This is a genomic window from Streptomyces sp. NBC_01268, from assembly GCF_036240795.1.
GTDB lineage: Bacteria > Actinomycetota > Actinomycetes > Streptomycetales > Streptomycetaceae > Streptomyces.
Genome location: NZ_CP108454.1, coordinates 5,658,296 through 5,678,376 on the forward strand (window position 1 = coordinate 5,658,296; position 20,081 = coordinate 5,678,376).

The 20,081-nt window shown below is 70.3% G+C and carries 10 protein-coding genes; 4 read left to right on the plus strand and 6 right to left on the minus strand.

All coding sequences use genetic code 11. The features are described 5' to 3' along the window. Positions 1 to 23 precede the first annotated feature (23 nt). Positions 24 to 1,259, plus strand: coding sequence for a styrene monooxygenase/indole monooxygenase family protein (locus OG309_RS25710; RefSeq protein ID WP_329424124.1), 1,236 nt, complete (start codon positions 24 to 26; stop codon positions 1,257 to 1,259). On the opposite strand, the gene OG309_RS25715 is transcribed toward OG309_RS25710, so the two are convergent. From OG309_RS25715 to OG309_RS25730, 4 genes are all read right to left on the minus strand, one after another. Next, positions 1,232 to 2,356 carry a C40 family peptidase gene (locus OG309_RS25715; protein WP_329424125.1) on the minus strand — a complete coding sequence of 375 codons (1,125 nt, stop codon included), beginning with the start codon at positions 2,354 to 2,356 and terminating at the stop codon, positions 1,232 to 1,234. The genes OG309_RS25710 and OG309_RS25715 overlap by 28 nt on opposite strands. Positions 2,357 to 2,775: 419 nt before the next feature. Then, positions 2,776 to 3,063, minus strand: a complete 288-nt coding sequence (locus tag OG309_RS25720) for a hypothetical protein (protein WP_329424126.1) — start codon at positions 3,061 to 3,063, stop codon at positions 2,776 to 2,778. A 25-nt stretch (positions 3,064 to 3,088) separates the two neighbouring features. After that, on the minus strand, positions 3,089 to 3,811 hold the full coding sequence (locus tag OG309_RS25725; protein WP_329424128.1) for a TetR/AcrR family transcriptional regulator: 723 nt from the start codon (positions 3,809 to 3,811) through the stop codon (positions 3,089 to 3,091). 71 nt (positions 3,812 to 3,882) lie between these two features. Then, entirely contained in the window at positions 3,883 to 4,818 is a 936-nt protein-coding gene (locus OG309_RS25730) for an AurF N-oxygenase family protein (protein WP_329424129.1), read from the minus strand. 111 nt (positions 4,819 to 4,929) lie between these two features. Between OG309_RS25730 and OG309_RS25735 the strand changes: the two genes are divergently transcribed. After that, complete coding sequence (locus OG309_RS25735) at positions 4,930 to 6,039, plus strand: ferritin-like domain-containing protein (RefSeq protein WP_329424131.1); 1,110 nt, start codon at positions 4,930 to 4,932, stop codon at positions 6,037 to 6,039. 73 nt (positions 6,040 to 6,112) lie between these two features. On the opposite strand, the gene OG309_RS25740 is transcribed toward OG309_RS25735, so the two are convergent. Further along, the gene (locus tag OG309_RS25740; protein WP_329424133.1) at positions 6,113 to 9,286 is read right to left on the minus strand and encodes a DNRLRE domain-containing protein; all 3,174 of its coding nucleotides are present in this window, start codon (positions 9,284 to 9,286) and stop codon (positions 6,113 to 6,115) included. A 598-nt stretch (positions 9,287 to 9,884) separates the two neighbouring features. Here OG309_RS25740 and OG309_RS25745 point away from each other — a divergent pair. Both OG309_RS25745 and OG309_RS25750 read left to right on the plus strand, forming a co-directional pair. Continuing rightward, the gene (locus OG309_RS25745) at positions 9,885 to 17,876 is read left to right on the plus strand and encodes a ricin-type beta-trefoil lectin domain protein (RefSeq protein ID WP_329428538.1); all 7,992 of its coding nucleotides are present in this window, start codon (positions 9,885 to 9,887) and stop codon (positions 17,874 to 17,876) included. Positions 17,877 to 17,981: 105 nt separating this feature from the next. Next, complete coding sequence (locus OG309_RS25750; protein ID WP_329424135.1) at positions 17,982 to 18,545, plus strand: hypothetical protein; 564 nt, start codon at positions 17,982 to 17,984, stop codon at positions 18,543 to 18,545. A gap of 52 nt (positions 18,546 to 18,597) precedes the next feature. On the opposite strand, the gene OG309_RS25755 is transcribed toward OG309_RS25750, so the two are convergent. After that, on the minus strand, positions 18,598 to 20,076 hold the full coding sequence (locus OG309_RS25755; protein ID WP_329424137.1) for a penicillin-binding transpeptidase domain-containing protein: 1,479 nt from the start codon (positions 20,074 to 20,076) through the stop codon (positions 18,598 to 18,600). Positions 20,077 to 20,081: the final 5 nt, after the last annotated feature.

The window sequence follows — 20,081 nt, forward strand, 5'->3', positions numbered from 1 at the left end:
TCCCCCCTCAAGGTCGGTCGCACATGCGGAAGATACTCATAGTCGGCGCCGGTCAGTCCGGTCTCCAGCTCGCCCTCGGTCTGCAGTCCAAGGGCTACGAAGTCACCCTGATGTCCAACCGCACCGCGGACGAGATCCGGTCCGGCCGGGTCATGTCCACCCAGTGCATGTTCGACACCGCGCTCCAGCACGAGCGCGACCTCGGCATCAACTTCTGGGAGTCCCAGGCCCCGCGCATCGAGGGCCTCGGCGTCTCCGTCGGCGCGCCCGACGGCGGCCGCGCGATCGACTGGGTCGGCAGGCTCCGCGGCCACGCCCAGTCCGTCGACCAGCGCGTGAAGATGGCCGGCTGGATGGAGACCTTCGCCCAGCGCGGCGGCCAGCTCGTCATCCACGGCGCGGCCGTCGGCGACCTGGACTACTTCGCCCGCAGCTACGACCTGGTGCTGGTCGCGGCCGGCAAGGGCGAGCTGGTCTCCATGTTCGGCCGGGACGCCGCCCGCTCCCCGTACGACGAGCCGCAGCGCGCCCTCGCCGTCAGCTACGTCCACGGGCTCGGCCCGCGGCCCGAGCACCCCGACTTCGACGCGGTGCGGTGCAACGTGGTGCCGGGCGTCGGCGAGCTGTTCGTCATGCCGACCCTCACCACCTCCGGCCGCGCCGACATCCTCTTCTGGGAGGGTGTCCCCGGCGGCCCGGTCGACGCCTTCAAGGGCGTCAAGGACCCCTCCGAGCACCTGGCGCTGACGCTGGAGCTGATGGAGAGGTTCACGCCCTGGGAGTACGCCCGCGCCACCAAGGTCGAACTGACCGACGCCGGCGGCACCCTGGCCGGCCGCTACGCCCCGACCGTCCGCAACCCCGTCGGGCAGCTGCCGAGCGGCGGCCTGGTCCTCGGCGTCGCCGACGTCGTCGTCGCCAACGACCCGATCACCGGTCAGGGCTCCAACTCGGCCGCCAAGTGCGCCGCCGCCTACCTGGCCGCGATCGTCGAGCACGGCGACCGGGAGTTCGACGAGAGCTGGATGCGGGCGACCTTCGAGCGCTACTGGCAGACCGCCCGGCACGTGACCAAGTGGACCAACGCGATGCTCGCGCCGCCGCCGGAGCACGTCCTGAACCTGCTCGGTGCGGCCGGCGGCCTCCAGCCCGTCGCCGACCGCTTCGCGAACGGCTTCGACGACCCGGCCGACTTCGAGAACTTCTTCTTCGACCCGGAGAAGACCGCCGCCTACCTGGGCTCGGTCGCCGGCTCCTGAGCCGCCGGGCCCCGAACCGCCGGGCCCCGAACCGCCGGGGCACGGTCCCCGCCGTACCCCTCGTCCGCGCCGTCCGTGGCTCCCGCCGGGAGCTCGGGCGGCGCGTACGTCGTCAGGGCCGGGGTGTCGGGATCGGGGCGTACGGCGCCCAGGAGCGGGTTCGCCGCGAGCGGGGAGACCTTGATCCGGGCGCCGGGGCGCGGGGCGTGGACCACCAGGCCGTCGCCGAGGTACAGGGCGACATGGGTGGCCTCCGGGAAGTAGACGACCAGGTCACCGGGGCGCAGCCGGGACAGCGGGACGCGCGGCAGGGTCCGCCACTGCTCCTGGCTGGTGCGGGGGAGTTCGCGGCCCGCGTCCGCCCAGGCCCGCTGGGTCAGGCCCGAGCAGTCGTACGTGTCGGGGCCCTCGGCGCCCCACTCGTACGGCTTGCCGATCTGCGCCACCGCGAAGCGCAGCGCCTCGGCGCCCGCCCGTGAGGGGGCGCGGGGGCCGTCGAGGACGCCGGAGCCGAGGAGTTCGGCCTGGGCGCCGGCGGTCTGGGTGCGTTCCAGGGCGCCGAGTCCGGCGAGCTGCTCGGGGGAGAGGGCGGCGAGCAGCCCCTCCACCTCCCGGAGCCGGGTCTGCACGTCGTCGCGGTGGGCGCGCTGCCGGGCGGCGAGCGCGGTGCGCCGGTCCAGCGCCTTGCGGGAGGCCGTCGCCAGGTCGGCGGCCCGCCGTTCGGCCCCCTGGAGCCGGGTCACGGCACCGGCCCGGTCGCGGGCGGCCCGGGCGAACAGGTGGTTCTGGTCCAGGGCGTGCTGGGGGTCGCGGGCGAGCAGCAGCCGCAGGTACGGGGAGAGTTCGGAACGCCCCTGGTACTGCTCCCGCGCGAGCCGCCCGGCCTCGTTCCGGCCGCGCGTGAGCTCGGCCCGCGCGGCGGAGAGCCGCGCGGTGACCTGCCGGGTGTCGGCGGTCTGGCGCCTGAGGGTCTCCTCGCCGGCGTTGTAGGCCTCGGTGGCCTGCTCGGTCTCCCGGTAGAGACTCCGCAGCCGCCCGAGGAGGGAGCCGAGGGACTCCTGCGCCCCGGCGGCGGGGGCGGCCCCCGGAGCCGCCACGGCTCCCGCGGCGCTCCCCGCTTCCGCGTCCGTTCCCGCGTCCGTTCCCGCGTCCGCGGCGGCCCCGGTGTCCGAGGCCGTCCCCGTCCCCGTCCCCGTCTCCGTCTCCGGCGCCCCTGGCTCCGGCGCTTCCGTCTCCGCCGTCCCTGCCTCCGACCTCCCCGCCGTCCCCGCCGTCCCTGTCTCAGCCGTCCCCGTCTCCGCAGCCCCCGCCACTCCCGTACTCCCGGGTACCGGTGGCTCGGCCGCCGTCGCCGGGGGGCCGGTCACTCCTGTCACCCCGGTCAGGGCCGTTGTCGCGGCGAGTACCCCCGTGCAGACCGTGCGCAGCAGCCGTACCGACACGTCACCACCTCCATCGGGATGATGGCGCGGTGATTAGTGTGATGAGCGGACCGGCGTGGGGGTGTTCGCGGGGCTCACTCGTTCGGCGCAGCCGGTTTCCGGGGCTTCGACCAGGGCCAGCGGATCTCGCGGCGCTCCCGGCCCTCCGGCGCGTACACGTAGACCCAGCCCTGCTGGAGCCCGAGCCGCTTGCCGTACCCGGCCGGCTCGCGGTGGTAGGCGTACACGGCCGCGGGGCGGCCCTCGTGGGCCGGGACCGGGACCTCGTACCACTTCGGGGGGTGCCCGGTCGGGCCGAGCAGGACGGGCAGCGTCCGGCCGTCGAGGGGGCCGCCGCGGAAGGGGGTGTTCTCGCTTCTCACCCCACCAGTGTCCCCTCCGCCGGGCTCAGAGCAGGTGCGCGGCCTCGCTGACCACCGGGATGACGTTCCTGGCCAGGGTGCCGACCGGCCCCGCCGCCGTCTCCTGGGAGAGCAGCCGGGTCACCACCCGGCCGGTCTCCGGGTCGCTCGCGGCGGTCGCGGCGAGCAGGGCGACCAGATGGTCCACCAGCCAGTCCCGCAGCTCCCCGGCGGCCGGCTGCTTGCCCTCGTCGACCCAGATCAGGGAGGCCGCCTCGACGGCCGCGATCCAGGTCCGCACCATCATTCCGAGACGCGGTCCCGGCCGGTCCACGCCCAGGTGGAAGAGGATCTGTTCGGCCGCCGCCCGCCGGACCTCGTCGACGATGGCCGAGGTCCGCGAGGTCTCGGCGACGCTGCCGCCGCGCAGCAGCGCGGCGAACCCGGCGTCGTGCCCGTCCACGAAGGCCAGGTACCGGTCCAGGACCCGCGCGAGCCGCTCGGTCGGCGGCCCCGCCGCGGGCTCGGCGAAGCAGTGCTCCAGGGCGTCGGCCGAGGAGCGCAGCGCCGACTCGTACAACTGCTGCTTGCCGCCGGGGAAGTAGCGGTAGACGAGCGGCCGCGAGACCCCCGCGGCCTCGGCGACGTCGTCGAGGGAGACGTCCTCCGGCGCCCGGTGCGCGAAGAGCGTCTGGGCGGCGTCGAGCAGCTGCCGCTTCCGCTCCTCGACGCTGAGCCGGCGGTACGCGGGCGAGGCGGGACTCGTCATGCCCGCAGCGTAGCGCCGTACGGGGCCGCGCCGGGCGGCTCCGTACGGATCGGGGCAGCTCAGGCGGGCGTTCAGGCCAGCAGCCCGGAGGACTTCCAGAGCCGGCGGCCGGCGCCGCGCAGCACGCCGATGTCGTCCAGGAAGTCGGTCAGCCGCTTCGCCCCGGACTGCATGACCTCGCGCCGGTGGCCGCTCGCCTTCACCTGGGCGACGGCCTCGCGGCGGTCCAGGCCGACGTTCTCGTACACCTTCGGGTTGACGAAGCAGGTGGAGAAGACCCGGGCGGCCTCGCCGCAGCTGAGCCGGGTGAACTCCTGCTCCCAGCGCGGGGCCGTCGCCATCTGCCGGCGCAGCTCCTCCCGCGCGTACCGCACGTGCCGGGCCTCCTCGACCACGTGGATGCGGGTGACCCCGCGGACCAGCGTCTGGACGCGCTCGTCGGGGAAGGTGAGCCGCTGCATCCAGTCCAGGATCTCCTCGCCGAGGAGGGTCGCGGCGAAGGAGCCGGGGGTGGTGGAGACGGTCTTCAGGATCCGGCCCAGGTTGTGGTAGACCCGCGGCACCGGGTACTCGGGGGAGCCGCCGCGGGTGATCAGCCGGGCGAACATCATCGAGTGCCGGCACTCGTCGGCGATCTCGGTGAGCGCGTAACGGACGTGCTTGCTGGTCAGCGCCTTGTCGTAGATGTGCCGCACGAGCAGCTGCATGAGGATGATCTCGAACCAGATCCCGAGCGAGGCCAGCGAGGCGGCCTCGTGCCGGGAGAGGTCGATCCGCTGCTCCTCGGACATCCGGCGCCACAGCGGGGTGTCGTAGAGGGAGACCAGCTCGGGCGGCCAGAACCATTTGCCGTCCTCGAAGGGGGCGTCCCAGTCGAGCTCGGTCTCGGGGTCGAAGGAGTGCTTGAGGGAGGACTCCAGGAGCCGCTCGGCGACCTGTTCACGGTCGCGCAGCGGGCCGAGGGCGTCACGCAGGAGGGCGAAGTCGGGCTCGGTGAGACTGGCCATGCAACGTATAAGACTCCTCGTCAGTAACGTCGTCAATCCCTCACGCACGACTTGTTGACCCTGCGTCTACCAACGTGTGAGCCTGCTGGGAACCGTAGGAAGGAGCCGTCAGTGTCGACGCACGACCTCTATGCGCAGGCCCCCAGGGAGCCCGTCTGGCAGGTGCCCGCGACGGGCGCCGCGCGCTTCGGCTGGGATTACGACGACGGGCGTGACCGTCTCCTCGCCCTCTACCAGAAGGGCAAGGACAAGCAGTGGGACGGCGCCACGCGGATCGACTGGGACCTGGAGGTCGACCCGTACGACCCGCTCGGGACCCCCGACGAGGCCATGTCCCTCTACGGCACCCGGCACTGGGCCAAGCTCACCGACAAGGACAAGGGCGAGCTGCGCCGGCACTACACCTCCTGGCAGTTCAGCCAGTTCCTGCACGGTGAGCAGGGCGCCATGATCTGCGCCGCCCGGATCGTCGAGTCGGTGCCCGACCTGGACGCCAAGTTCTACTCGGCCACCCAGACCATGGACGAGGCCCGGCACGCGGAGATCTACGGGCGCTTCCTGCACGAGAAGATCGGGATGCTCTACCCGATCAACGACAACCTCCAGAGCCTGCTCGGCGACACCCTGCGCGACTCCCGCTGGGACATGCCCTACCTCGGCATGCAGGTGCTCATCGAGGGCCTCGCGCTCGCCGCCTTCGGCATGATCCGCGACACCACCGACAAGCCGCTGCCCAAGCAGATCCTCGCGTACGTGATGCAGGACGAGGCCCGCCACGTCGCCTTCGGGCGGATGGCGCTGCGCGACTACTACAGCCAGCTCTCCGACGCCGAACTGCGCGAGCGCGAGGAGTTCGTCATCGAGGGCTGCTACCTCATGCGCGACCGGCTGCGCGGGGTCGAGGTCCTGGAGAACTTCGGCATCCCGAAGAAGGAGGCCGAGGCGCTCAGTGAGCAGAGCGAGTTCCTGCACCTCTTCCGCAAGCTGCTGTTCAGCCGGATCGTGCCCTGCGTCAAGGACATCGGCCTGTGGGGCGAGCGCCTCCAGAAGGCCTATCTCGACATGGGCGTCTTCGACCTCGGCGACTCCAACCTGGACCTCCTGATGACCCAGGACGAGGAGATGGCCGAGGCCCTGGACCGCGAGCGCTTCGCGGCCGAGGAGCAGGCGCGGGTCGCGGAGGTCGAGACGGCGATCGCGGAGGGCGGGGCCTCCGCCTAGCCGGTACGGGAAAGGGGTGAGCCCCCGGCGCCTCGGGGGCGCCAGGGGCTCGGTGTCGTGCGTGCGGCCGAGATCAGCCGAACGCCTTGATGGTCCGCCAGTCGACGGCCAGGACCGTCTTGACCGGCCCGTTGGTGTTGGTGGTGGACGGGTTGTACAGCTTCATGTTGCCGGTGTCGCCGAAGCGGGCCCAGATGTCCGGGATCCCGTCCTTGTTGACGTCGGGGATGCCGATCGCCGACGTCACGTTGGCCTCGGTCCAGTTGGTGCCGAAGGTGACGTCGCCGTTGAGCGAGTTCGCCGCCAGCTTGATCGACTCCAGGTCGACGCTGCCGGCGACCGGACCGGGCTTGCCGTGCCGGGCGTACATGTTGCCGTTGTCCAGGTTGCGCCAGAGCAGGTCGGGCGTGCCGTCCTTGTTCATGTCCGCGATGTTGACGATGTCGCGGCGGGCCCAGGCCGTGCCCTCCATGAGCGTGGCGGTCTGGAAGCTGGCGCCGGTGTAACCGGACAGGATCCAGAACGCGGTGCCGGCGCGGAGCGCGATGTCCGGGTGCTTGTCGCCGGTGACGTCGCCGATCGCCTTCATCTGCGTCCAGGTGCTCGGCGCGGGCGCGTTGGACGGCAGCCGGATCTTGATCCGGTCGTCCACGTTGAAGCTGCCGTAGCCGTCGCCCGGGTAGAGCCAGAACTGCTTGTCCGGGGTGACCGCGAACAGGTCGGTCGAGCCGTCGCCGGGGTAGGCGTCGTTGTAGTGCGCGATCAGGGACGGCGTGCCCGCGGCGTCGATCCAGTGGTTCGGCGGATCGGTCTGCTTGCCGGCCGTCACGTAGGCCGCGGCCAGGCAGCTGTACAGCTCACCGCCGGTGCCCGCGACCGCGGGGTCGGCAGGAGCACCGACGCAGTTCTTCAGCTTGCCGTCCGGGTAGAGGACGAGCAGGTCCGGGATGCCGTCACCGCCGGTGTCCATCGGAGCGTCGGCCGTGTCCCGCGGCGGCAGGTAGAAGGAGTAGTCGCCGCGCAGGCTCTGGTTGCCGTTGGCGTCGTACGCGAACACGTTGATCTGGATCGGACCCGCGTGCGGCGGGGCGACGTCCGGCAGCGTGATCTTGCCGTTGACCGGCGGCGGGGTGTCCTTGTAGCCCTGCCCCTCGAAGCCGTACGAGAAGCGCGTCGCACCGGGGGCGCTGAAGGTGAAGTCACCGGGCTTGCCGAACTTGACCTTCGCCCAGGTCTTGCCGTCCGCGGTCGCCTCGTCGAACACCGTGCTGGTGATGTCCGGCTGCGGCGGTGCGGTCGGGTCGACCGTGAGCCGGCAGGGGTAGGACCCGTCCGGGAAGTACGAGGAGCTGGAGCCCGCGGCGGGGTAGGTCGAGTCCTCGGAGCGCACGTCCCAGAGGAACGTGGTGTTGGCCGTGATGTCCTTCAGGAGCGGATCCGTGGCCGGGATGATCACCTGCGCCCAGCCGTTGGAGTCCGGGGTCGCCAGCGGACGCTCCTGCGCGGAGCCGCCGTCCTTCCAGAACCGGAAGCGCAGCTTGGAGAGGTTCCCGTCGACGTCGGCGCCCTTGGCCTTCAGGGTGATGTTGGTACGGCCGATCAGCACACCGGTGCCCGAGCTGCCCGTCACGCACGCGCCGCCGGGGGCGGAGGTGCCGGAGGTCGGCTGGGTCGGCGGGCGGTTGAACTGACCGGTCAGGGTCGCGCCGGTGGCGGCGAACTTGCGCCACGTCTGGGTGTCGGACTCGCTGGTGGCGCGCATGCCGAAGGTGATGTTCGACCAGCCCTTGTCGGCGCCCTCCTGGGCCGCCGCGGTGACGGTGAACGACTCGTACTCGTCCGGGCACGAGGTCGACCAGCCGTGCGCGAAGGACTTCTTGTGCAGCACCTTCGCCCAGCTCGGCTGCGCGTTCCAGGTGGTGCCCGAGGAGATTCCGCCGGTCAGCCAGAACTCCATCTGCCGCTCGGTGCAGGACCAGGAGTGGTTGTTCTTGACCTTGAAGTAGGCCCAGTCGAACTTGGCGTCCTTGTAGGTGGAGGAGAACCGCATCTGCCAGAAGGAGCGGGCCAGACCGCCGGTGTCGCTCTCGTAGCCGACCCGGGCGTCGGAGGTGCCGGAGGAGAAGTTCGTACCGTTCCAGAAGCTGGAGCTCGGGTACTTCTTGTACGCCACGGTCCAGTTGAGGAAGCCCGTGTTCAGCGGCGGGTCGATGAAGACCGGGTACGCGGTGTCGGCCCGGGTCAGCAGCTTGGTCTCGGCCACCTTCAGACCGACGGTCAGGTCGCCGGTGCCTTCGCCGGCGAGCGCGACCGGCAGCTGGGCCGACTTCGCGCCCGGCTCGATGCCGGTCAGACCCGACAGCTTGAGCACGTCGGCCGGGGTGGCGACGGCGGTGCGCGGCGCGGCGTCCGGCTTGTCGGAGTCACGTCCGGAGGAGTCCCAGGCGAACGGCGTCGGGATGGAGGCGATCTCCTGGCCCGACTTGTCCAGAACCTGGATCACGTTGGCGCCGGTGTTCTGCCGGAAGACGGCGGTCTTCGAGGTCACCCCGAACTTCACCGTCGCCAGCGCCTCGTTCCGCGCGGCCTCGCGGTTCTTCACGATCAGGACCTGGCCGAAGCCCCCCTCCGCGCGGGCCACGAGCAGCAGGTCGACGCCCGGGAAGACCTCGGGGTAGAGCGCACGCGGGCCGTCGAGGACGGGCTCGGGAAGTGCGGTCGGCCAGGTGTACGTGACGGTGTGGCCGCCCAGGTCGACCTCGGCGAGCGGGGTCCCGTTCGACGTCCCCCCGGCCAGCGGGAGCCGGCTGAAGGAGCGGTCGGCGCGCGCGGGCTTGCCGCCGCCGGAGAACCGGACCGGGACGACGGCGTTCGCCGGGCTGACGTTCAGCGGCCCGGCGGCCTTCGTGCGGTGCAGCGTGGTGTCGATCGGCGCCCACGTGCCGGCAGCGTTCTTCGCGCGCTGGGGCAGGGCGTCGATCTGGGTGAGCATCTTGCCGTTGGGCTGCGCCCAGATGAGCTGGGTCTCGGTGGTCGCCGTCTCGACGAGCACCTTCTTGCCCGTCCGCTTCGCCTCGGCCACCGCGGTGGCCTCGTCACGCGGACCCACCGACGCGTTCCGCGCTTCGGTGGAGGTCTGGGAACCCGGGACGGTCGGGCCGTTCGGCTGCCACCAGGGCAGCAGCGCGGCGGTGAGTGCGGCCAGGACGAGGCCGAGAGTGAGGGTCAGCCGTGTGCGCGTGCGCACGAACGGGCTGAGAAGGCTAGGCGGCGCGGGCACGGCGTTCGACTCCCGTGTGAACCAGAGGATTTCGGACAGAACAGACAGCCCCGCGGTACAGACCGCGGGGCGCAGGCGCGCACACGATCACACGGCAACCAAAAGACGTCCATATCTGAGAGATTTATGAAGATGTTATGAACGAATGTGGCAGAATCCGACTGAACGTCAAGATGGCTGCATTATGCATATTTGTCGGATCGTAAGATTCCGGATGTGGCGAACTGTCCGCTCTTTCGCAAAGATCGAGAGTGCGGTGCTCTGTTTGCGCATGCACCGTGGCGAATCTCACCCCGCGCGGCTGCCGCTGTGCTCATCGTTCTTGAACCCAGAGCCGTACATGACAGAGAGTGCGCACGCACGCGCCTGATCCGGGCGCGTGCTCTTTGGTGTTTCCGCACCTCATCCGTTGTCTTGTTCGTCTGGGTGGGAGTCGACGCGTATGCGTGCTTCAGGTCCACTGTCATGGCTGGGGCGACATCGCCTCGCCCTGACAGAGTCACAACGACGACGCCGTCGGCTCAGCCGCACGGCGGTCGTCCTATTGTTGTCATCGACGTTGACGGTGACCAGCCTGGGCTCGCAGGCCCTGGCCGTCCCCGGGGACGGGATGAGCCGCGAGGAGACGACCGCAGAGGTCGACCTCCCGGACATCCCGGAGAGCACCGCCCTGGCCGACGACATCGAGGCCCAGAAGGTCCTGAGCACCGCTCAGGCTCAGGAGGTCAAGCCGTACGTGCCGCAGGCGGTCGACCCCTGGGCGGCGGACGCCGGCAAGGCCGACCCCTCCAAGGTCGAGGCGGGCAAGACCGTCCAGGTCACCAACACGGCCACCTCGGCACTGCTGCCGGTCGGTGTCGGCGTCCCGGTCGGACAGGACCCCGCCACGATCGCCGGTGACTGGCAGGTCGCGATCAAGTCGACCACCACGTCCGAGGAGTCCGGCGTCCCCGGCATGGTCATGGAGATCGTGCCCCCGGCGACGGCCGACCCCACCGCACAGGTGCTCCTCGACGTCGACACCAGCGGCTTCAAGGACCGCTACGGCCAGCTCGCCGCCGAACGCTTCGGCCTGATGCTGCTGCCGAGCTGTGTCCTCGACTCCCCGGACACCGGCGACTGCGCCCCCGACGAGGGCGTCGAGACCATGGCCGGGAAGGCCGAGCAGGACCACGGCGTCGCGCGGCTGCGCAGCACCGTCAAGGACGTGCCGACCGCGCAGGCCGGACTGAAGCCGACCGCGAAGAAGGGCTCCGCGACCCGGCAGATCCTGTCGGGAACCGTTCCGGTCGCGAACCTGCTCCCGGACGCGGGTGCCGCGTCGCAGACCTCCGGCGCCTCCGCGCGCAAGGCGTCCCTGCCGGCCGCGGACGGCCTCCAGGTCGTCGACGCCTCCGGCCGCCAGGTCGTCGGCGCGATGGACACCGGTTCCTCGGCGTCCGGTGACTTCACGGCCTCGCCGCTGCTGTCCGCCGGCTCGTGGGCGGCGGGTTCCTCCAACGGCGCCTTCACCTACGCGTACCAGGTCCAGACCCCGGAGACCGCCGGCGGCCTGATGCCGAAGGTGAACCTGTCGTACAACTCGCAGTCCGTCGACGGCCGCACCTCCTCGACGAACAACCAGGCCTCCTGGATCGGCGACGGCTGGGACTACAACCCGGGCTCCATCAGCCGGACGTACACCAACTGCCGCCAGGACTCCAAGAAGGCCGGGGCCAACAACAAGGACCACCGCACCGCGGACCTGTGCTGGGGCTCCGACAACGCCACCCTCTCGCTCGGCGGCATGACCACCGAGCTGGTGTGGGACGCGGGCAAGAAGCAGTGGTTCACCGCCAACGGCGACGGCTCCACGGTCCGGCAGGTCACCGGTGAGGACACCGACAACAAGGCCCGCAACAACGAGTACTGGATCGTCACCACCAAGGACGGCACCAAGTACCACTTCGGTCTGAACCGGCTCCCGGGCTGGTCGAACCACGGTGCCGACCCCGACGACCCGACCACCGACTCCGTCCTGACGGCGCCCGTCTACGGCAACCACCCGGACGAGCCCTGCTACGCGGGCCCGACCAAGGAGGACTGGAAGAAGTCGTCCTGCACCCAGGGCTGGCAGTGGAACCTCGACTACGTCGAGGACATCCACGGCAACGCGATGTCCTTCTGGTGGAAGAAGGAGCAGAACTACTACGCGAAGAACTTCTACTTCAAGGGTCCGGTCAAGTACGACCGCGGCGGCTACCTGTCGCACATCTACTACGGCCAGCGCAAGGACACCCTCTTCACCGCCACCGCCCCGGCGCGCATCGGCTTCGAAGTCGCCGAGCGCTGCTACAACGAGGGCACGCTGACCTGCTCGGACGACAACTTCGCGTCGCCCGACCCGGGTAAGTACCGCATCTGGTACGACACCCCGGCCGACCTGCGCTGCCAGGCCGTCACCTCGACGTACAAGCGGAAGTGCTGGAACGCCGGTCCCACGTTCTGGACCACCAAGCGCCTGGACAAGATCACCACGTCCGCGCAGCGCCTCACCACCACCGCCGCGCGCCAGGTCGTCGACGAGTACCAGCTCAAGCAGAGCTTCCCGGTCCTCAGGACCGGCGCCAACACGGCCCTGTGGCTGGAGTCCATCCAGCGCACCGGTTACGCCCGCAAGGGTTCGACCGACGCCAAGGTGCAGCTGAACCCGGTCCGCTTCGAGTACAACGCCGATGACATGCCCAACCGCGTCCTGCGCGGCGGCAGCGAGGCCACCGACCCGCGCCCGGGCTTCTCCCGGCTGCGTGTCGCCCGCGTCGTCAACGAGTACGGCGGCGAGACGGTCGTCGAGTACAAGAAGCGCCAGGACCAGTGCCTGTCCGGCACCGGCCTGCCGGGCAAGACCGACACGGCGGCGCTGAAGTCCAACACGCGCCTGTGCTACCCCTCGTACTGGCACCCGGACTCCGAAGTCGAGGACATCGACTGGTTCAACAAGTACGTGGTCGACTCGATCGAGGAGCTGCCGAACGTCGCCGGCTCGTTCTCGACGACGACGGCGTACGACTACAAGAACGCCGGCTGGAAGCTGGCCGAGGCCGAGTTCACGAAGAAGTCCACCCGGACCTACTCGCAGTTCGCGGGCTTCGAGCAGACCACGGTCGTCACCGGTCAGCGCAAGGCCGCCTCCGACAGCGGCGAGGGCTCCACCCCCGGCGAGGACACTCCCGGCCAGGGCGGTCCGGGCGCCGAGGCGCCCAAGACCAAGGCCGTCACCCGCTTCTACCGCGGCATGGGCGACAACGTCCCCATGACGGACGTCCATGGCAACCCGATCAAGACGGCGGACGGCCGGCAGGTCTACGACCGTGACGCCTTCGCGGGCCGCATCGCCGAGGAACTGGCCTACACCAACGCGACGGACGCCGACACCGACTGGCTGACCCGCAGCATCACCATCCCCGAGGCGACCGAACTGGCCAGCCGCGACCGCGGCGACGGCCTGACGGCGCTGAAGGCGTGGCGGGTGACCGAGCCGGAGGAGGTCGCGTACACGAAGTCCTCGGGCACCGGCGACGACAAGCGCACCCTGCGGACCGTGCGGACCAGCACGACGTACGAGTCGACCTACGGCCTGCCGGTGTTGGTGGAGTCGCTGGGCGACGACGCCAATCCCGGCGACGAGTCCTGCACCAAGATGGAGTACCTGCACGACACGACCAGGAACCTGATCGGTCTGTCGAAGCAGGTCCTCGCCTCGCCGACGACGTGTGCCAAGGCCGACTGGGCCAACCTCGGCTCGCTCAGCGGCGCGGCGCGCACGGCCTACGACAACACCACCTACGGCACGGCTCTCGGCGCCACCGGGCGCGGTCTGGCGACCGAGTCCTGGTCGCTGAACGGCAAGGGCACCGGCTTCCAGTCCAGCGGCACCACGGTCTTCGACGCCATCGGCCGGGTCACCAAGCTGATCGACCCGGACCGCAAGGAGTCGCTGATCACCTATGACCCGCCCTCGGGTCAGGTGTTCAAGATCACCGAGACGAATCCGCTGGGCCACGCCCAGGTCAAGGAGATCGAGCCGGGCCGTGCGGTCACGCTGAAGGCGACCGACGCCAACGGCTACGTCAGCGAGTCGATCTACGACCCGCTGGGCCGACTGGCGGAGGCGTGGTCCCCGGGCCGCACTCCGGGCTCCGGTGTCCCGGACTTCCGCGCCGACTACGTGATCCCGCAGGAGGTGACGGACCCGGACGACCCGGACGGCAAGAAGATCCGCAAGCCTCCTTACGTCACCACGTACGCGCGTGGCTACGAGGACCGGATCGAGAAGTCCGTCACCATCTACGACGGTCTCGGCCGTGAGCGCCAGTCGCAGGAGAAGGCGGACGGCGGCGGCCGTCTGATCACCGACACGCTGTACAACAGCGCCGGTGAGGTCTACCAGACCAACAACGCCTACCTGAACCAGGACGAGCCGGACGGCGAGCTGTTCACGCCGCTGGCTGACACCACCGTCCCCAACATCACCCGGTACTCGTACGACGGCCTCGGCCGCGTGCTCGAGGAGATGCCGGTCCTCAAGGTGAAGGCCCCGGGTACGACCGAGGCCATCTCCCAGGACGTCCCGGAGAAGGCGGTCCGGTACGAGTACGGCCCGGACTGGTCCAAGGTGATCCAGCCGCAGGGCACCTCGACCTACCAGGTCTTCACCGACGCCGTCGGACGCACCGTCCGCACCGACACCATCAACCCGGCGGCGCCGGGCGGCCGCACGTCGACGCGCTACGAGTACGACCCGCGCGGCCAGCTGGCGAAGGCGACCTCGTCGACCGACGAGGCCCACCCGTGGTCGTGGACGTACGACAAGCGCGGCCGGATGGAGACGGCGACCGACCCCGACACCGGCACCACGGTGACCACGTACGACGACCGTGACCGTCCGGTGACCGTCGCCAACGCCCGTGGCACCGTGTGGAACAGCTACGACGAGCTGTCCCGCCCGAAGCAGCAGCGTGAGACGGACGCCAACGGCAAGGTCCTGTCCGACTTCACCTACGACACGGTGCCCGGCGGCAAGGGCCTGCCGGCTACCGCCACCCGTTACACGGACGGCCTCGCGTACGTCCAGAAGGTCAACGGCTACTCCAAGGAGTACCAGCCGACCTCGACGACCCTCTCGCTGCCCGACTCGATCGTCAGCACCTGGGGTCTGCAGAAGGACTACACCTACGGCTACACCTACTCCGACAACGGCATGCTGGACGAGGCGACCCTGCCCAAGGCCGGCAAGTTCGACGCGGAGAAGCTGGTCGTCCGGTACAACAAGGACGGCAAGCCGGTAGCCCTCTCCGGAAAGGACTGGTACGGCACGGAGACGGTCTACTCTCCGTACGGCCAGGTCATGCGCTCCACGCTGGGCGCGCAGCCGTACCGGGTGTGGGCGCAGAACTCGTACGACGAGTCCACCGGCGAACTGACCAAGCAGGAGACCTACCGCGAGAAGGCCGACCCGTCGGTCGTCAGCGGCAACCTCGTGTCGAGCCGTTCCTACTCCTACGACCCCTCCGGCAACGTCACGGGCATCCGTGAGGGAGCCACCGGGATCGAGGAGAACCAGTGCTTCACGTATGACCCGCTGGGTCAGCTGAAGGAGGCCTGGACCTCCAAGGACCAGACCGCCTGCACCACCCCGAAGAAGGCCGACGGCAGCCTCAACGTCGCCGCCGGTGCCGACGGTTCGGGTTACTGGCAGCAGTACGAGTACGACCTGATGGGCAACCGGAAGAAGCTCGTCGAGAAGGACCTGTCGGGCAACACCGCCAAGGACGCCACGACCGCCTATGCGTACGGCAAGGCGGACGGCGCTCAGCCGCACACGCTCACCAAGGTGTCGAAGACCTACACCACCCCCGCGGGTGCGCAGGTCCAGGCCGAGGCCGAGCGGCTGTACGAGCTGACCGGCGAGACCAAGCAGGTCACCTCGCTCCAGAACGGCGACAAGCAGACGCTGTCCTGGACGTACGACGGCCAGATCGACCGGATCACCGGCGCGGGCGCCGGAGGCCAGACCCCGTACGTGGGCCTGGCGGACAAGTGCCTCGACCTCAAGAGCGGCCTCGGGGCCGCCGCACAGCCGGTCCAGCTCTACACCTGCAACACCACCGTCGCCCAGAACTGGAAGTTCGTGCCGACCCCCGCCCTCGTGGGCGGGACGCAGCCGGACGCCAACCGGGGCACCATGACGGTGTACGGCGACTGGTGCCTCCAGCCCGCCGCCAACACGGCCGGCTCGGCGGTCCAGATCCAGAAGTGCAACGGGTCCGCCGCGCAGGAGCTGAAGCGGAACACCGCGGGACAGCTGATCCACCCCGCGTCGAACAACCTGTGCCTCGCGGTCCAGGGCGCCAACGCGACGAACGGCACGGCGATCGTGCTGGCCGCCTGTGACACCGCGTCCGCGGCCCAGCTGTGGGGGGCCCAGAACGACACCCGCCACATCTACGGTCCCGGCGGCGACCGTCTGCTGACCATCAAGGGCAAGACGGCCACGCTGTACCTCGGCGACACCGAGGTCACGATCCAGCCGGGCGGTGTGCTGCTGAACAGCCAGCGCACCTACTCCACCCCCGGTGGCCAGGTCATGCGCTACGCCGCCGGAACGGCGGGCGACCAGCTGGTCGCCATGACCAGTGACCACCAGGGTTCGACGTACGCCGAGGTCGCCATGAGCGGCACGATGGCGGTGCGGATCCGCAAGCAGGACCCGTTCGGCAACCAGCGGGGCGCCGGCACCGTCGGGGCCAACCAGCAGAGCCACACCGGCTTCCTGGGCAAGGTCCGGGACGACGCCTCCGGCTACACGCCGCTGGGTGCCCGTCTCTACGACCCGGTGGTCGGACGGTTCCTGTCCGCCGACCCGATGATGGACCTGAACGACCCGCAGCAGTCCAACGGGTACGTCTACGCCCACAACAACCCGGTGACGTTCGACGACCCGAGCGGTCTCGCCATCAGCCTGACCGCATCCGAGCGGGCCGCGGCCCTCGCGGGCGCGGGTCTGTCGGCGGCGCAGGTGGCCCAGGCACAGGCGATGCAGGGCAAGTCCCTCACCTCCGTCATCCTCGCGGTCGCGTGGGAGACGCTGAAGGACTTCATCGGCATCAACGACGCCATGGCCTGCTTCGGCGGCGACATGTGGTCCTGCGCCAGCATCATCATCGACGCGATCCCGTGGGCGAAGCTCGGCAAGATCCCGTCGGTGATCAAGGCGGTCAACCGCACCATCGACGCGATCCACGCGTTCAAGGCGGCCAAGAAGGCGGCGGAGGCCGTCCTCAAGGCGGCCAAGGCCGCCGAGGCGGCAGCCTTGAGAGCCAAGAAGGCGGCGATCGACAAGGCCAAGAAGGAAGCGGCGCAACGGGCGAAGAAAAAGGCGGCCGAGGCAGCCAAACGCAAGGCCGACGCCGCCGCCGCGGCGAAGCGGAAGACCGGTAACCCGGCCCACAAGCAGTCCCAGGCGAAGGCCGCGCCGAAGTCCTCCTCCCAGCCCAGGCCCAAGAGCGGGGGCGGCGGCAAGAGCTCCGGCGGCAAGGTCAACACCAGCAAGCCCGGCGGTTCCTCCGGCGGTTCCTCCCGGAACAGCGGCGGTTCCAGTGGTGGCGGCGGCTCCGGCAAGGCCGGCTGCAACAGCTTCGTGCCCGGCACGAGGGTGCTGATGGCCGACGGCTCCACCAAGCCGATCGAGAAGGTCAGGACCGGCGACAAGGTCCTCGCGACCGAGCCGGAGACCGGCGAGACCCGCGTCGAGACGGTCACCGCCGAGATCAAGGGCCAGGGCCTCAAGCACCTGGTCACGGTCACCATCGACACCGATGGTGCCGCCGGCGACCGGACGGCCCTGTTCACGGCGACCGACGGCCACCCCGTGTGGGTGCCCGAGCTGCGCCGCTGGATCAAGGCCACCGACCTGAAGCCGGGTCAGTGGCTGCGGACCAGCTCTGGTACGTACGTGCAGGTCACGTCCGTCCAGCGGTCGATCGCTCCGGCGGCGACCGTGCACAACCTCACGGTCAGCGAGATCCACACGTACTACGTGCTCGCGGGTGCGACCTCGCTCCTCGTCCACAACGACTCCTGCCCGACGGCGGGCGAGTCGGGCGGCGGCGACCATGAGAACTGGGCGCCGGACAACTACTCGGACGCGGAGATCGAGGCCCGCCAGACGGACATGAACGACCTCGGTGCGTTCTTCGACGTTCCGGAGGAGACGCACCAGCTGGTCGCCGACTTCCGTGCGAACCCGAACATGCCGGCGCGTCACGGCACCGCTCCTGACGGACTCGACCACTTCACCGGACGGGACCTCAATCCCCGGCAGCGGGCCCAGTGGTCCTCGTGGATCGGACAGGGCCCGACGGGTGGAGCGTTGATCTACTGGAACAGGCAGCAGGGAAGTCAGATCCGGATCATGGTCCATCCGACGACCGGTCAGATCGCCTGGTTCCCGCTGACGAGGGGTGGCGTCCACAACTACGGCTCGCCACGCATCTACAGCGGCCTCTGGGGCAGGTAGTAGATTAGAGAAAAAGCAGTGCGCGGCATCCCACAAGGGGTGTCGCGCACTGTTACGTCCACCCTCCGTGGACGTGTCCGAAGATCTTCCGGAAAGGTTTGAACAATGGACCACGCTGGGCGACTCGCCCCTGCCGGACTGGTCTTCCTGGAACTGATGGACCTGGAACTCCCACTCGTCCCGCCGACGCTGGCCAACCTGGCCACGGGATATCAGCAGCGTTCCGGGCAGTGTTCCGTCGCGACCGTCGAGCGCACCGAGCCGGATTTCCTCACCAAGGCGAACGACAGCTGGTTCGAGCTGTGCCGTGCGGGCGGGCTCATCGGGGACGACGGCGCATTCCTGGTCACCGTCCCGCTCGACGAGAGCCGCCGGGACCTGTGGTGGGCACGGGTCCGGCTTGCCGAATCCTGGGACCTGGTGGGCGAGGGTTCCGTCACCGCGCTGGGTCTCGGTTTCGGCTCACCGGAGTTCACCACGCTCTCGGTGGCGGGAGACGTCGCCGCCTTCTGCGCCTCGCACGAGCTGGCCGTGACCACCGTGGTGGCGGCCGGATTCTCCGGTCTCGCGGATCTCCGGAAGCACGCGGAATGGGTGGCGAGCCAGCGGAGGACCTCGAAGCAGGAAAAGGAAGCCGCCGGGCGTTGGCTCGAAGCCACCGCAGGCTGAGCAAGGGCCGTCGTCACCACCACCGTGGGGACGACGGCCCTTCTCGTTCCCCCTACCGCCCCCGCCCCTCCGCCTCCAGCCGCAGCCCCTCCTCCATCACCGCGCGGGCGATCGGGGCCGCGTTCCCGCCGCCGCTGATGTCCGTGCGGTTCGCCTCCGCGTCCTCCACCACCACCGCCACGGCGACCGCCGGCTGGGCCGAGTCGGTGGCCTGGGCCCAGGCGATGAACCAGGCGTAGGGGGTGCCGGTGTTGCCGAGGCCGTGCTGGGCGGTGCCGGTCTTGCCGCCGACGCGGGCGCCGGGGATGGCGGCGTTGGTGCCGGTGCCCTCCTCCACCGCGCGGACCATCAGGTTCTGGAGCTGGTTGGCGGTCGAGGGGCGCATGGCCTGGCGGTAGCTGCGGCGGCCCGTGGTGTCGACGGTGGTGCCGCGTGCGGTGGTGGTGCGGTCGATCAGGTGGGGGGCGGCGATCTCGCCGTTGTTGGCGACCGCCGCGGCGACCATCGCCATCTGGAGCGGGGTGGCCGCGGTGTCGAACTGGCCGATCGAGGAGAGGGCCAGCTGGTCGTCGCTCATGGCGGTGTCGAAGTTCGACGCGGCCACCCAGGACGGGACCCGCAGACCCGTGTCGTTGAAGCCGAACTGTCCGACCGCCGTCACCATGTCCGCGAGGCCGACCTTCACCCCGAGGCCCGCCATCACCGTGTTGCAGGACCACTGGATCGCGTACGCGAGGGAGGCGTCCCCACAGCCCGTCGCCTCGTTGGGGAGGACCCGGCGGGTGCCGGGCAGGACGAACGGGTCGGGGGTGCGGGTGGGGGCGTCGACGTCGGTGACCACGCCCGCGTCGAGGGCCGCCGCCGCGGTGACGATCTTGAAGGTGGAGCCGGGCGGGTAGGTCTGGCGCAGCGCCCGGTTCAGCATCGGCTGGCTCGGGGAGGTGGTGAGCCGCTTCCAGGAGTCGGCCACCGCGGGGCCCGTGCCGGACAGGACGCCCGGCTCGTACGAGGGGGAGGAGACCAGCGCGAGGATCCTGCCGCTCGCCGGCTCGATCGCCGCGACCGCGCCCCGTCGGCCGTCCAGGCCGCGGTACGCGGCCTCCTGCATCCGGGCCCGGATGGTGGTGACCACGTCGCCGCCGGGCTGCCGGCCGCGGCTGACGTCGTTCCACAGCGGGAGCGGCGCGAGCATCGGGTCGGTGCCGGAGAGGAGCGCGTCCTCGGCGTTCTCGACGAGGCTCGTGCCGTACGTCTGGGAGGCGTATCCGGTCACCGGTGCGTACAACGGGCCCTGGGTGTAGGTGCGTTCGTAGCGGAGCTGCTGGCCGCTGTCGCGGGAGCCGGTGACCGGGTGTCCGTCCACGAGGATCTCCCCGCGCGGCTCGCCCCAGCGGGTGATCGCGATGCGACGGTTGGCCGGGTCGGCGTCGTACGCGTCGGCCTCGAAGACCATGACCCGGGCCGCGTTGACGAGGAGGGCGACGAGCAGGACCAGGCAGAGGGCGGCGGCCCGGCGGATGTAGCGGATCATCGGGA